General features: G+C 65.9%; 9 protein-coding genes (1 of these 9 only partly in view). 6 read left to right on the top strand and 3 right to left on the bottom strand.

From position 1 onward, the window contains the following. Nucleotides 1-276: 276 nt before the first annotated feature. A complete protein-coding gene (locus tag A9762_RS10050) occupies nucleotides 277-513 on the top strand; it encodes a hypothetical protein (protein ID WP_069341873.1) in 237 nt (78 codons plus the stop codon). Nucleotides 514-555: 42 nt separating this feature from the next. Here the strand turns inward: A9762_RS10050 and A9762_RS10045 are convergent, their stop codons facing one another. The 3 genes from A9762_RS10045 to A9762_RS10035 are packed head-to-tail and all read right to left on the bottom strand — an operon-like array spanning nucleotide 556 to nucleotide 5,272. After that, nucleotides 556-2,004, bottom strand: a complete 1,449-nt coding sequence (locus A9762_RS10045; RefSeq protein ID WP_083253805.1) for an efflux transporter outer membrane subunit — start codon at nucleotides 2,002-2,004, stop codon at nucleotides 556-558. Between the two features lie 5 nt (nucleotides 2,005-2,009). Continuing rightward, complete coding sequence (locus A9762_RS10040; protein WP_139133151.1) at nucleotides 2,010-4,085, bottom strand: MacB family efflux pump subunit; 2,076 nt, start codon at nucleotides 4,083-4,085, stop codon at nucleotides 2,010-2,012. Continuing rightward, complete coding sequence (locus tag A9762_RS10035; RefSeq protein WP_069341872.1) at nucleotides 4,079-5,272, bottom strand: efflux RND transporter periplasmic adaptor subunit; 1,194 nt, start codon at nucleotides 5,270-5,272, stop codon at nucleotides 4,079-4,081. Before A9762_RS10035 ends, A9762_RS10040 begins: the two co-directional genes overlap by 7 nt. A gap of 380 nt (nucleotides 5,273-5,652) precedes the next feature. On the opposite strand from A9762_RS10035, the gene A9762_RS10030 reads away from it, so the two are divergent. The 5 genes from A9762_RS10030 to A9762_RS10010 all read left to right on the top strand — a co-directional run. Further along, nucleotides 5,653-5,901, top strand: coding sequence for an MbtH family NRPS accessory protein (locus A9762_RS10030; protein ID WP_069341871.1), 249 nt, complete (start codon nucleotides 5,653-5,655; stop codon nucleotides 5,899-5,901). Nucleotides 5,902-5,940: 39 nt separating this feature from the next. Beyond that, nucleotides 5,941-6,702, top strand: coding sequence for a thioesterase II family protein (locus tag A9762_RS10025; protein WP_069341870.1), 762 nt, complete (start codon nucleotides 5,941-5,943; stop codon nucleotides 6,700-6,702). A 13-nt stretch (nucleotides 6,703-6,715) separates the two neighbouring features. After that, the gene (locus A9762_RS10020) at nucleotides 6,716-8,167 is read left to right on the top strand and encodes a peptide synthetase (RefSeq protein WP_069341869.1); all 1,452 of its coding nucleotides are present in this window, start codon (nucleotides 6,716-6,718) and stop codon (nucleotides 8,165-8,167) included. 212 nt (nucleotides 8,168-8,379) lie between these two features. Beyond that, complete coding sequence (locus A9762_RS28075) at nucleotides 8,380-9,504, top strand: YqcI/YcgG family protein (protein WP_083253804.1); 1,125 nt, start codon at nucleotides 8,380-8,382, stop codon at nucleotides 9,502-9,504. A 123-nt stretch (nucleotides 9,505-9,627) separates the two neighbouring features. Further along, nucleotides 9,628-15,337, top strand: partial view of a non-ribosomal peptide synthase/polyketide synthase gene (locus A9762_RS10010; RefSeq protein ID WP_170836215.1) — the 5' portion only. It continues 22,631 nt past the right edge of the window; only the first 5,710 of its 28,341 coding nucleotides appear in the window; the start codon lies at nucleotides 9,628-9,630; its stop codon lies off the right edge, out of view.

The raw sequence follows: 15,337 nt of genomic DNA, 5'->3' as shown, positions 1-15,337 counted from the left end.
CGCGTGACTGGCAAAACGCTTCAAAGCGAGTCGTTGCCAGCCGGCGTCGGGGGCGGCACGCCATCCGCCCCGTCATCGCAAGATTTCATTACGGAAAACACCAGGGGAAGTGGCGGTGCGCCACTGGACGTCCTCGTCGCAAGCGGCACGGCGCCGTAACGCGGCGTAATACGTGCTTACACATTCGCAGCGGCGCCACGTCAACATGCGTCGCAGCGCATGCGTTTACTGAGGTAGATGCAACGCATCTGCCCTCAAATGCCCGGACGATTCACCATGAAATCTCAAACCTTTTACACATTAGCCGCGTCGCTGTTGTTGGGCGCTTCGCTGTCCGGCTGCGTGGTCGCGCCGGTCGCCCCGGTGGAACCCGCGGCGGTCGCGCCTGCCGGTGTCGTCTACGTCGCACCGGTCGGCGTCGTACCGGGCCCCGGTTACTCGTGGCGCTATCACGCGCACTACGGCTGGGGATGGTGGCATCCGCGCTATGGCTGGCATCGCGGTTGGCACTGAGATGGGATGCGGCGCGGCCGGGCGTGATGCGCGCCCGGCGCTTCAGGAATTCGCGCTGCCCGGCATTTGCCATCCACCGCCTAGCGCCTTGTAAAGCGCCACCGACGCTTGCAGTCGGGCGAGCCGCAGCTGCACTTGCAGATCCAGGGCGGTGAACAGCGTGCGCTGCGTGTCGAGCAGCGTCAGCAGGGTATCCGCGCCGGCACGGTAACGCGACTGCGCGAGGGTGAATGCCGTGCGCGCCTGCGTCAGTTCGCGTTGCTGTGCGTCCTGCTGACGCTCGATGCCGTCAATGGCGTTGAGCGAGGCTTCCACGTCGCCGAACGCGGCAACGATCGTCTTCCGGTAATCCGCGAGTGCCGCTTCGCGTTGTGCGGAGCGCAGATCGCGCGCGCCCGCGAGCGCACCGCCATGAAAGATGGGGGCGCTCAGGCTAGCCGCGACGCTGTAAATCGGATTCTCCAGCACCGTATTCAGACGGCCTCCCGAAAACCCTACGCCGCCCGTGAGCGAGATCGATGGCAGCATGCGTGCGCGGGCTTCGAGCACGTCGGCGTCGCTGGCGGCGAGCACCGCTTCGGCGCGCGCAATGTCGGGGCGACGCGTGAGCAGGTCGCTGGGCAACGACGCGACCGCTGCCGGTGCGGTGAGCGCGTCGAGCATCGGGGTGTCCAGCGGCACATCGCCCAGATGGTGTCCCGTCAGTACCGCCAGGGTATTTTCACTGTCCGTCGCGTCCTGACGGCGCGCCGCGAGGTTGCGCAGTTGCGCGTCGTACAGTCCTTCCTGCTGCGCCAGATCCAGCGGACTTGCCTGACCCGCGCGTGCCTGAGCACGAACCAGACGCAGGACCTCCGCCGCAATATCGCGCTGCTGTGTGGCGATGGACGCGCGCTCGCGAGCCGCCGCCAGCGCCAGCCAGAGATTGGCCGCACCCGCCGTCGCCGTGAGCCGGATCGTATCGCGGTCGAACGCGCTCGCGCGTAACTGCGCCAGCGCACTATCGCGTGCGGCGCGATTCGCCCCCCAGAAATCCAGCTCGTAAGTGGCCGAGACGCCTAACGTCAACGCAGTGCCCGACACGTCGGCATTCCCGCCGATGCGGCCCTGCCGTGATGCCGAGGCATTGCCGTCGAGCGACGGCAGCAGGGGCGCGCCCGCAATGCGCGCGAGCGCCTGTGCTTGCCGCACCCGGGCGTAAGCCGCCGCGACATCCAGACTGTCGCGCTCCGTCATGGCGATCACCCGGTCTAGCGACGGGCTTCCGAATGCCTGCCACCACGCCTGATCGACGGGATGACCGGGCAAGGGCGTGGACGCCCCCGCGCCACTTTGGAACGCGCTCGGCGTAGCGACGTCGCGCGATGCGGGCGGCTCGTGCAGTGCGCACCCGCTGACGACGACCGCTGCACAAACGAGCGTCAAGGAACGCAGCGACAGCGAGGCCGTCGCGTTGCGTCGGAAGGGGAGGGAAGTGGGCTTGCTGCGCATGGCGGTCAGTCGCTCGCGAGAGCGACGATGGGATCGAGGCGAGCCGCCTGACGTGCGGGCATGTAGCCGAATATGAGGCCGGTCGCGAGAGCGCATCCGAACGCGGCGAGCATGGCCCGCACGGAGAACACCAGATCGACGCCCCAGAGAATGAGCACCAGCCCGAAGGCCAGACCGGAAACGAGGCCCAGCACGCCGCCGACGGTCGAGACCATGACGGACTCCGTCAGGAACTGTCGCAGGATGTCGGTCTGCCGCGCGCCCGTCGCCATGCGGATGCCGATCTCGCGAGTGCGCTCGCGCACGGTCATGAGCATGATGTTCATCACGCCGATCCCGCCGACGATGAGCGAAATGGCCGCAATCAGCCCGAGCGTGAGCGTCAGTGTTTGCTGGGCTTCGCTCTGCGCCTTGAGCGAAGCCGCCTGATTGTAGACCTGGAAGTCCTTCACATGATGGGCTTCGGTCAGCACACGCGTGATGTCTGCCGCCGTCTCGTCGACCTTGTCGAGGTCGTGCACGAGCACGGAAATCCACGACAGGTTGGCGGTGCCGAAAACCCGTCGGCTACCGGTGCTGGACGGCACGAGCACCACGTCGTCGTCGTTCGACTGACCGGACGTCGCCCCTTTTTCCGCCAGCACGCCGATGACCTGGAACGGTACGTTGTTCACCAGCACGTATTGCCCCAGCGGATCGCCTGGTCCGAACAGCTTGGTGCTGATGCGCTTGCCGAGGACCGCGACGGTCGCCAGCGAGCGCACGTCCTGCGGCGTAAAGAAGGTGCCCCGCGACACGTTCCAGTTCAGCACGTGGGGGGCCTGCTCGGTGACGGCCCACAGTCGCGTGCCGACGTCCACATTGGCGGCGCGCACGATGGTCTTGCCCGCGAAGAAGGGCATTGCGATATCGACGTTGGGCACCTGCGCGACGAGCGCGGCATCCGCCTCCGATAGCGTGCCGCCGGGGCCGCGCTCCGTATCGCCGCCCGGCGTCACATACATCCGGTTGGTGCCGAAACTCGCAATCTTGGCCATGACAGTGCGTTGCGTGCCGGTCCCGATGGCGAGCATCACGATGACCGACGCGACCCCGATGATGATGCCCAGTAGCGTGAGCAGCGTTCGGAAGCGATTCACGAGCAGGACCTGCCACGCCGCCTGCACGGCTTCGTAGATGTCTGCCCACGGAGACGCCGAGCGCGAGAGCCCGTGCGCCATCGTGGTCGCGAAGTTTTGTGCGTTCAGCGTCCAGCCTGCGCTGTCCGGCGGCGTCGAGGCGTCGGGCGGCGGCGGCCGGTCGCCCGCGTTGCCCGCGTTGCCGTCGCGCTGCGCCTCGCCGCTATCGGAAATGATCAGCCCGTCGCGAATCTCGATGACGCGGCGCGCCTGTGCGGCGACCCCACGGTCGTGGGTAATCAGAATGACGGTGTGACCCGCGTCGGCAAGCTCGCGCAGCAACGCCATGACTTCGGCGCCGCTTCGCGTGTCGAGCGCACCGGTCGGCTCGTCGGCGAGAATGATGCGCCCGCCGTTCATCAGCGCCCGGGCGATGGACACCCGTTGCTGCTGACCGCCCGAGAGCTGGTGCGGACGGTGGTGAATTCGTCCATCCAGTCCCAGTCGGGTGAGCAGTTCCGTTGCCCGGTGGTGCCGCTCCGCGCGCGACATGCCCGCGTAGACGGCGGGCACCTCGACGTTGTGCAGCGCGTCGAGGGTACGGATCAGGTGATAGTTCTGGAACACGAAGCCGAACGCTTCACGGCGCAGCCACGCGAGTTCATCGGCAAGGAACGACGCAATATCCTGACCGGCGAATCGGTATTGCCCGGAGGTGGGGCGGTCCAGGCAGCCGAGCAGGTTCATCAACGTCGACTTGCCTGAGCCGGAAGCGCCGACGATGGCGACGAATTCCCCGGCATCGATGCGCATCGAGACGCCGCGCAGTACCTGCGTCGCCGGCGTGCCGCCTTCGCCACCGTAGCTGCGGCAGATGTCGACCAGTTCGATCAGCGGAATCGCCTGCGGGGCAGGTGCAGGCGGCTCGCCGGACGTGCCGGCAGCATGGGTGTCGGTTACCACTGGAACCTCCCGGCCCCGGCGCGAACGGTGCTCACCGAGGTAATCAGGGCGTCGCCCTGTTTCAGGCCGTCGAGGACCTCGCCGTCGAGACGATCGCGCAGGCCGATGCGCACCTTGCGCTCGACAGGCTTGCCGTCGACCAGCACGTTGGCCGTGAAGACCCCCGCCTGCGCGTTGACGGGCACAAGCGGCGTCATCGGGGCGAGCAGCACATTCTTCGCCGAGGCGATGATGAAGAACACCTGCGCGGTCATCTCCGGCATGAGCACGCCGTCGTCGTTGTCGACGTCGACCAGCACGGTGTAAAGCACGACTTTGCCCGTGCTGCCTGTCGGACTCTGCTGCGAAGTGTCGGCGCCGCTCTTGTCCAGCGGCGTGGGCGGCGCGGGCAGTACCTGACGCACCGCGGCGTGCCAGCGTCGCGGGCCGGTGTCGGTCTGCCCGCCGAGGGTGGTGAAGTACACGGGCATGCCCGCTTTCACGTGCCCGATGTCGGCCTCGGAGACTTGCGTCCACACGGTCATGTGAGACAAGTCCGCAATACGCATGATGAGCGGGGTCTGGTAGGTGGCGTTCAGGGTCTGACCTTCGCGTGCGTCGAGGGAGACCACGGTGCCGGTAATCGGTGCATAGATGCGTGTGTAGCCCAACTGCGCTTCGTCGCCCTTGAGCGTTGACGTCGCCCCGTTGATCTGAGCATGCAGGTCGTTGATCCTGGCCACAGCCACGTCCAGATTGGCTTGCGCAGTCTGCACGTCTTCGAGTCGCGTCGCACCGTCGCTCATCATCTGCTGCTGACGGGCAGCACGCTGGGCCGCCAGCACACGCTCGGCATAGGCTTGTGCCAACTGGGCGTGCAGGCTGGCGAGGCTGGCCCGGTCGGCATCGACTTTGGCTTGTTGCACCGCCGGATCGATCTCGACGAGCAGATCTCCCTTATTGACCCGGGCCCCCGCCTGAACATGCAGACGGCGAATCGCTCCGGACGCTTGTGCGCCAACGTCCACGTAGTTTCGCGGACGAAGATTGCCCAGCGCCGTGACGCTCAACTCCAGGTTGCCCCGGTTGACGGTCGCGGTTTCCACATGCTCGACGTGTCGAAATATCGTGAACCACAGCACGAATGCCAGAAGTGCAACGACAAGGAGGAACAGGGCGCTACGAATTCGCTTCGGTTTGAGTGGCATCTGCTTCGATGGCGTGCACGGCCGAGCCTTGTCAGGTCTCGGCACGTCGTTTGGTGAACGAACTGGTGGTTGGCGAAAGCCGTCACTGACGCGGCGCACAGTATAGAACGATTCTCATTTACAGAGAAATCCTATCGTATCCGTCGAGCCGATAAATTCGAGAAGCCTGTCATATAGATATTACAAAGATGACCAATATTTAGAAGTAAATGAGCAAAATTCGGTTGACAGAGGCGATGTGTCTTTTGTAGATTCCACCTCACCAATGAAGAATGATTCTCATTAACTTGCTAAGAATCCTCGTAACGACCCTCGCATACATCGGGCGTTCGGCGGAGAAATAAGTAGTAAGGAATACGAACCATCAAGGGAGTGATTCAATGAGCTGGGATGACGAAAACGCGGAATTTGAAGTTGTCGTGAACCACGAGGCGCAGTATTCGATCTGGCCGAGTTACAAGGTAATCCCCGGTGGCTGGCGCGCCGTGGGCATGAAAGGCAACAAGGCGGCTTGTCTCGCGTACATCGAAGAGCACTGGACCGACATGCGACCGCTCAGCCTGCAAAAGGCGATGAGCGAGCAGGCCGGGCAGTCGGCCGCTGTCGACACCTCTGCGTCGGTGCACTGATTGCGCCTACACCCTATCGCGCCGACGCCTTCCGACACAATGCGCCCCCCGATCCTCCTGTTCTGTCTTCCCTATGCGGGAGGCAGCGCAGCGATTTTCCGCGACTGGCAGCGTTCGCTGCCCGACTGGATTCGTGTGGTGACGCTGCATCCGGCCGGTCGCGGTGTACGTCATGGCGACACGCCGGTCCATCGCTGGCCGGCATTCGTCGACGACATGGCGAAACAGGCACTGACGTCCCTTGTCGTGCCGGGGCAGGCGCCGTTACCGTTCGCCATCTTCGGGCACAGCATGGGGGCGCTGGTGGGTCTGGAACTCGCGCATGTGCTGCGGGCCCGGCTGGGTGTGACGCCTTGCTGGTTCGGTGCGTCGGCGAGTCTGGCGCCGAGCCTGCGTGAGCGTGAGACACACTGGCTGACGTGCGACGACATGACGTTCAAGGCCGAAGTCCGGCGTCTTGGCGGCATGCCGGAAAGCCTGCTGGAGAACGACGAGTTCATGGCGCTGGTCATGCCCGCCCTGCGTGCCGACTTTCACCTGTGCGGCACTTACGATCCGCCTGCACGCGCGCCACTGGCGTGCCCGCTGCTGGCGATCAACGGTGAGGGCGACGCGCGTTGCATCGTTCCCGCAAACGACCCCGCGTGGGCAGGCGAGACGACGGGGCCATTTGCCTCGGCGCGCGTGCCTGCGGGGCATTTCTTCATCAATACCCACCGAGATGCGCTGCTGGCGCAGGTGATTGCGCATCTGCGCGACGCCGTCGGTGTGAGCGAAACGCCTGTCCGGGCGCTCGCCTGACGTCAATACGGAGATGGACATCGTGCAAGGCCTCCCCCCGCTGTTCGATTTCGCCCCCTATCTCGAAGTGCGCGACGAAACGTTGCCCCTGATTCGGGAATTCGCGTCGCATATGGCGTTTCGTAGTGCCGTCGTCGAGGAGTTGGAGCTGGACGAAGACTTCTATCGCCGACCGCTGCGTCCCGAGGATCTCGAATTCCTCCAGTTCAAGAAGGCGGTGCGCGCCGAGACGGTCAGCCGTTTGCCGATGCTCGCCTCCCAGCGTCTGCTCATGTGCATCAACGAGGTCGGTATCGCCCGTATGCCGCGCCCCGGCGATGCCGAGGGTTTCGCCAGTGCCGATGCGTTCTACAGCGAGCGCAATCAGGTGCTCGGTGCACGCATCCGGCCGTATCTCGAGAACTATGCCTACACGTTCCTCGGCAATGAGGGCAAGGCCGACAACACGCCGGCCTCGCTGACCGAAGCCCTGCGTGCCATCGTGCAGACCGAACATGCGTGGTGGAGCGAGATGTTCGCGCTGCTCCAGCGCAACGAATATCTGCCCGAGGGCCTGCGCTTCATCATGATCCAGCGCTGGAGCCTCGCGCCGTCGCGTCGTGCCGCCGTTGCACGTGCGGTGGCCTCCGGGTATTTCGACGCCGTCTCACCGGATGCCCGTCCGGTCATGGTCGATGCCGCGCAGGACGCCTTGCTCACCCGCGTTGCCGGGGCACTCGACCTGACGCGCCGCGAGCATTCGTACTGGCAGTTCTATCTGCCGACGAGCCTTGCCAAGTGCAACCTGCTGTACGCGCTGGGCGCACGTCCGGACCGGGCTTTTGCGTTACTGGGCGCGGCGTTCGTTGCCGAGGCCGAAATGCTGGCGTTCTGTCAGGCCGCCGCTGCCGCCTGCCCGCACATGCTCCATGGGTTGCCGATTCAGCAGCCGCCGTTGGAAGACGCCGTGGCGGATCTGCTTCGCCGTGCCTCGGCCGCGACGACGCAAATCGACGACAAGTACGCCCAGCAGGGCCTGTATCGCGTCAGTCAGGGGCTCGGCGCTGCCGAACTCATGGCCGCACGGGGCCGTTGGGACCTCGGCGAGCAATTGCGCTGGCTGTCGGCGATCGAGCGTTACGTCGCGTTTGCGAAGCAGGTCGAGGGGCGTATCGAAGTCGAATGCCCGGGCATCGACCGGGAGACGTTTGTCGAGCCTCGCGAGATGTGTTCGACCACGCACGTGCACAACGATCACCGTCTGGTCGTCATCGAGTCGGGCGACATGATCTTCTGGGGCAACCTGGGAATGCAGCTCAAGATGAAGCAGGGCGACAGCGTGCTGATTCCGGACGGCCGTCTGCATGGCTCGACCGTGGTGTCGCACGAATGCACGTACCACCAGCCGATCATCCCTGATGAATGGATCGCGGCACTCCATGCGGGCACCATGCCGGCCCCGCAGTCCTCTGCTGCACTCGCCTGACGAGTGCGCCTCATGCCCCTGCGCGGTGACGCCGGCGCGCCCACCTAGCGCCGGCGACCAGAGACTCAAGGCTATCGACTCGTATAGCCTGTTAGTACTACTAAATTCTAGGCACGTTCACGCATCCCGCCGCCGGCTGTCCGGCGACGGTCGATGCGTGACGCAATGACAGCCGGCTCGGGCCGGCGCGCGCAGTTTCGACGGAGAAGCTCATGCAGCTCGATCCCCCCGATACCCTGGGTTCCCAACGCTCTACCTCTGCCCCCGATGCTTCCGGGAATTCCCCTGCGCCCAAGCGCACCACGGCCAGCGACTGGCGCTCGCGCGTCATTCTCGGCGATCAGGTCGGGGATATCGAACTGCCCGATTGGCTGGAGACGTCGTACGAGACGCTGCGCACGCAGGTCATGCACCCGGAGTATCCGTGCTTCTTCGGCACGATTGCCGAGCGGCGCGGCGAGATGTTCTACACCTTCGTCAACGGCAAGGACAACGCGTCGCTGCCCGCCACGATGCTCACGTTCGCGCGTCTCGCGTCGCAGCCGGAATTCCGACGTAACAACATCGCGATTTTCTACGAGCCGGACGCCACGCCGCTGACGCACGCCGAATATCACGACCTGTTCTGGAACACGTTGCAGTATCTGCACAACGTCGACCCCGATCCCGAGGCGGATCATCAGGTGCCGCCCTCGCACGAGGACTGGGAGTTCGGCTACGGCGGGCTTCAGATGTTCGTCGTCTGCGCCTGCCCGTCGTTCTCGTTGCGCCACAGTCGCAACCTCGGGCCGGGCATGGTGCTGCTGTTCCAGCCGCGTGCGGTGTTCGTCGACACCATCACGAACAAGGTGATCGGGCGTCAGGCGCGCGAGCAGGTGCGCGAGCGGCTGCGCAAGTGGGACGCCGTCGGCCCCCACCCGGACCTGGGCTTCTACGGCGATCCGGGCAACCTCGAATGGAAGCAGTACTTCCTCGAAGACGAGAACGTTGCCGCAGCCGATCAATGCCCGTTCCTCAAGCGCATGCGTCGCGCGACGGAAGACGCCGCTGTGCCGACGGTGCAGGCCGACGCAGGCGCCGCGGCGCCGATGCTCGGAAAAATTGCCGTCCATCCCAAACCGCACCCGACGCCCGCCGTTTCCCCCGCGCACGTCGCTCATGCGGGTCACGCCGGCCATGGTGCGCATCTGGCGCGTCAGATGCATGCCGATGCGGGGCACGGACGGCTGATCGAGCTGGGCGACGGCGAAACGAGCGACATGCCGGGCAGCCATAAACCGCATTCCGGGCCGCACGCGCAGGCACCCGTGCGCAACGACGGCGAGCATCCCGAGTAGTCGGCGCTCCCCTGTCGGCATGCCAGCGAGGCGCGGCCCTTCGGTCGCGCCGTTCGCCTTGGATGACACGCATGCCACGAACGCAATGAATCGCAAAGAATGCAACGAACTTCAGGCACTCCGATGTCCCAGACTCCCAAGCACATGGTTGAGCGACTGCAATCGCTCGCAATCGAACGTCCGAACGACACCGCACTGATCTGCGTGCAGGCTGGCGGCGAGACGTCGCACGGCTACGCCGAGCTCGACCAGCGTGCCAACGCGCTCGCCCACCGGCTCGGTGGGGGCGCGCTCAAGGGCGAGCGCGCCATTCTGCTCATGGACAGCGGCCTGTCGTATTTCACTGCATTCTTCGGCTGCCTTTACGCGGGCGTGCTCGCCGTGCCCGCCTTCGCGCCCGGGCGCACGCGCGACGCGTACGCGGAGCGCCTGCGCGTGATGCTCGCGGACGCACAGGCCCGCTGGGTGCTGGTGACCCCGGAGCATGCGCAGATCGCTCGTTCGCTGCTGGACCTGTACGGCGAGACGGCGGAGCTGATCGTCATCGACGATTCGAGCGCCCCGGCATCCACCTCGCGCATCGCCATCGATCTCACGTCGGAAGACATCGCGTTCCTGCAATACACGTCGGGGTCGACTTCGGCGCCCAAGGGCGTGATGGTCACGCACGGCAACCTGATCGCCAACGAGGTGGCGATTCAGGAGCGTCTGGGCGTCACGCCGTCGGACGTGTTCGTGAGCTGGCTGCCGCTGCCGCACGATATGGGCATGATCGGCACGATGCTCCAGCCGGTCTACACGGGTATCCCGCTCGTGCTGATGTCGCCGAATCACTTCCTGGAGCAGCCGATCCGCTGGCTCGAAGCGATTGCGCGGCACGGGGGCACGATCTCGGGCGGGCCGGACTTTTCGTACCGTTTGCTCACTGAGCGTGTGCGCGATGCGCAGATGGAAGGCATCGACCTGTCGAGCTGGCGTGTCGCGTTTTCCGGCTCGGAGCCGGTGCGCCACGACACGCTGTGCGAGTTTGTCGAGCGCTTCGGCGCGTGGGGCTTCCAGCCGGGGGCGGTCTATCCCTGCTACGGTCTGGCCGAAGCGACGTTGCTCGTTACCGGGGTGACGCGCTCGGACGGGATGTCGTCGCTGTCGGTGGACGGTGCCGACGGTGAGACCAAGTGGCTCGTGAGTTGCGGCAAGGCGCCGCAGGGCCACGAGGTGCGCATTGTCGATCCGACCAGCGGCAGGACGCTCGGCGACGGCGAGATCGGCGAAATTCGTTTCAACGGCCCGAGCGTGACGGCGGGCTACTGGCGCAATCCGGAGGCCAGCGCCGCGACGTTCGTCGAGGACGAAGGCCGTCGCTGGCTGCGCACCGGCGATCTGGGCATGACGCGGGGCGATCATCTCTACGTGACCGGTCGCGTGAAGGACCTGATCATCGTGCGCGGCCAGAACGTGTATCCGCAGGATGTCGAGCAGGTCGTCGAAGCGGAACTGGACATCGTTCGGTCTGGCCGCGTGTCGGCGTTCGCCGTGGAGATCAACGGTCGCGAGAGCATCGGTCTCGCCGCCGAAATCTCGCGCCGCACGCAGAAGCTGCTGACGCCCGCACAGATCGTCGACGAACTCGACGCCGTGGTCGCCCCCCGCTTCGGCGAGGCGCTCGGTGTCGTGGTCCTGCTCAATCCGGGCGGACTGCCGAAGACGTCGAGCGGCAAGCTGCAACGCTCCGCAGCAGCACGCGGCTGGCGCGAGCGCACGCTCGACGCCTGGGCGGTCTATGCCGACGGGACGTTCGACGAGGCTTACGGCGCGTCGCATAACGAGGGACTGGAAGCGAAACCGACGGCAGGCGAAGCGTCACCGGACGCCGTTTCCGGACGTCTGGCGGCGATCTGGGCCGACGTTCTGGGGCATGCGGTCGATACCAACGATACGGTCGATGCAGCCAGCGCACACTTCTTCCGTCTCGGCGGCAATTCGATTCAGGCCGTGCAACTGGCCGCACGCGTGCAGGCAGCGTTCAATGTGCCGTTCGACGTGCGCGACGTCTTCGAACAGGCCGCTCTGCGCGATGCTGCGCGGCTCGTGACGCAACGTCAGGGCGAGGTCGCGCAGAAGGGGGCGGCCGGGGCCGTTCCGCTGATTGCGCGCAATACCGCGTATGACACCATTGCGCCGCTCACGCACGCGCAGCACCGTCTCTGGTTCCTGTGGAACCTCGACGCATCGGATACCGCGTATCACGTGGGCGGCCGGTTGACGTTCGGTGTATCGCCTGACGCGTCGGCATTGGAAGGGGCGTTGCGCGCCAGCGTGGCCCGTCATGCCGCCTTGCGCACCACGTTCGATACCGATGCGCAGGGCGAACCGGTGCAGCGCGTTGCGGACATCGCCACGGCGTCGCGCTTCACAATGACGCAGACGCGACTCGATGACGTGGCCTTGCTCGACGCCGCGGCGCAGGCGTGGATCGATGCGCCGTTCGATCTTCGCGACGGCCCGCTGATGCGCGCCGCGCTGTTCACGACACCGGATCGTCGTGCGCATCTGGTCGTGGCGTTGCATCACATCGTCTGCGACGCGTGGTCGATGCAGGGCTTCGTCGACGCGCTGGCAGACGACTATCTCGCCTGTCTGAGCGGCCAGCCGACGCCGGCGACCGACGATCCTGCCGCGCTCCGATACACCGACTTTGCCGTCTGGCAGCGCGATCAACGCGAGCACGAATCGCGAAAGCAGGAACTGGCCTACTGGTGCGCCCATCTGGGCGACGAGCCCGCGCCGGCCATCCTTGGCGACCGTACGCGCGCGGGGAATACGCCGCGCCGCGCCGCTGCCCACGCGTTCGACTTCCCGCCGCAGGTGCACGCGGCACTGGCGGGCGTGGCGGCGACGCACGGCGTGACGCCGTCGATGCTGATTCTGGCGGCGTTGGGCCTCGTGCTGCGCCGTCACACCACGAGCCACGACGTGCGCATCGGTATGCCCGTGGCCAACCGCCAGCATGCGGGCACAGCACCCCTCATGGGGCTGTTCGTCAATACGGTGGTGATGAAGCTCGACGTGCAACCGGCCGGCACGCTGGCGGCGCTGCTCGCGCAGGTGCGCGACACGGCGCTTGAAGCGCAGCAGCATCAGGATCTGCCGTTCGACGTGTTGCTCGACGCTCTGGCGCCGCATCGCAGCATGGGCCAGACGCCGCTGTTCCAGGTCATGTACAACCATGTCCAGCAAGACGAGCGTTCGCTCACGCGCTGGCCGGACATGGCCGCCACGCTGCATGGCATCGACGCGAGTGCAGCGCAATTCGATCTCACGCTGGACGTGCAGGCGTTCGCCGATGGCCGTCTCACGCCCCGATTCCGTTACGACGCCGACACGTTCGACGCCTCGACCATCGCGCGTCTGGCCGATCACCTGTGCAACGCGGTGCAAGCGTTCATCGACCACGCCGCGAAGGCGGTGCGGGACGTGGCGCTGATCGACCGGAACGAGCAGGACCGGCTGATGCAGTGGAGCGCGAGCCAACCGGTGTCGCCGGGCTTGCCGTTGCATCGGCGTATCGAAGCGCACGCCGCGCAAACACCGGATGCCATCGCCGTGACGTTTGAGGACGTCGGCATGACGTACCGTGAGCTGAACGCACGTGCGAACTGGCTGGCTCACGCGCTCATCGCGCGCGGCGTGGGGCTTGAATCGCGTGTGGGCGTTGCGCTGGAGCGTTCGCCGGACATGGTCGTCGCGATTCTGGCCGTACTCAAGGCGGGCGGCGCCTATGTCCCGCTCGACCCGCAATATCCGGCGGATCGCCTGAGTTTCCTGATGTCCGATAGCGGCATGGCGTTGCTGCTCACGCGCGAAAGTCTGCGTGAGCAACTTCCGGTGCCTGACGGCGTGCAGACGCTGCTGCTCGATACTCACGACCATGAGCACGACCATGAGCACGCGAGTATGTCCATGGACTCGGACGACACGTCGCCGGGCAATCCGGACGTGCCGGTGCTGCCATCGCATCTGGCCTACATCATCTACACCTCCGGCTCGACCGGCAAGCCGAAGGGCGCGCTCGTCACGCATGCGAATGTCGGGCGTTTGCTCGACGCCACGGATGCCGACTTCCATTTCGGCGCGCAGGACGTGTGGACGCTGTTCCACTCGTATGCGTTCGACTTTTCGGTCTGGGAAATCTTTGGCGCGCTGTGCTACGGCGCACGGCTCGTGATCGTGCCGTACCTGGTGAGCCGTGCGGCGGACGACTTCCTGACGTTGTTGCGCCGCGAGCGGGTGACCGTGCTCAACCAGACGCCGTCGGCGTTCCGTCAGTTGCTGCAAGTCCCGGACTTGGCGGCGGCGGATGATCTGGCGCTGCGCGTGGTCGTATTCGGCGGCGAAGCGCTGGAGCCGCAGACGCTGCGTCCGTGGTTCGAGCGCTTTGGAGACGCCCACCCGCGCATGATCAACATGTACGGGATCACCGAGACGACGGTGCACGTGACGTTCCGTCAGATCACGCAGGACGACCTCGCCGTGACGCGCAGCCCCGTGGGCCGTGCCATCGTCGACCTAGGGCTGTACGTGCTCGACAGCGAGGGCGAACTCGCGCCCATCGGTGTGCCGGGCGAACTGCACGTGAGCGGGGCAGGCCTCGCACGCGGCTACTGGCAACGCGCATCGCTGAGCGCACAACGCTTCATCCCGGACACCTTCGCGGCAGACGGCGGCCGACTGTACCGGACCGGCGATCTGGCGCGCTGGCGTGCCGACGGCGAGCTGGATTACCTCGGACGTATCGATCATCAGGTCAAGATTCGCGGCTTTCGTATCGAGCTGGGCGAGATCGAGGCGCAACTGCTCGCGCAGCCCGGCGTACACGGTGCGGTCGCGAGTGTGCAGGAAGGGCCGGGCGGCGCACGCCTGATCGCGCACGTGGCGGGCACCGCTCAGGTGCCTGCGTTGCGCAGCGCGCTGGGTGCGGTACTGCCGGATTACATGGTGCCCAAGGCGATCGTGGTCATGCCGGTGTTTCCGCTGACCGCGAACGGCAAGGTGGACCGTCGTGCCTTGCCTGCGCCGGAGTTCGGCCGTGGCGGAGACGTCGCGCCGCGCGCCGGCACCGAAGCCTTGCTGGCCAAGGTCTGGCAGGACGTGCTGGGCGTCGCCTCCGTGGGACGTCACGACAACTTCTTCGCGATCGGTGGCGATTCGCTGCTCACACTGAAGGTCGTGACGCGTGCAACGCAGGCGGGCCTCGCACTCGCGCCACGGCATCTGTTCGAGCATCAGAGTCTGGCCGAACTGGCCGAAGCGCTCGACCATGAAGGCGGCGTGCAGGGTGGGCAGGGGGGCGTGGGGACACAGCCCGCGCTCGTGCCGGTGCCTCGCGGCGCCGACGCCGTGCTGCCGCTGTCCTACGCGCAGCAACGCCTGTGGTTCCTTTGGCATCTGCAACCGGAAAGCTCCGCGTACCACATCGCAGGCGGATTGCGGTTGCAGGGTAAGTTCGATCACCGCGCGAAACAGGCGGTTCAGGCCGCTTTCGATACGCTCGTCGCTCGCCACGAGTCCTTGCGTGTGACGTTCGCACCGGGGCAAGGCGATGCGCAAAGTGCAGGCGGACCGGTCGCCGCGCGCCAGATCGTGCACGACACCATGCCGGTGGCTGTGCGTCATCACGACGTAACGGGCACCGCCGATCCGCAGGCCGAAGCCGCAGCGCTCGCCAACGCATTCGCGCGCGAGACGTTCGACCTGTCGCAGGGCCCGCTGCTGCGCGTGGGCATCGTCACGTTGAGTGCCGATGAGCATCATCTGCTTGTGTCGATGCATCACA

It is taken from the genome of Pandoraea sp. ISTKB (assembly GCF_001721285.1).
Classification (GTDB): Bacteria; Pseudomonadota; Gammaproteobacteria; order Burkholderiales; family Burkholderiaceae; genus Pandoraea; species Pandoraea capi.
This window is presented reverse-complemented; position numbering and strand designations above follow the sequence as displayed.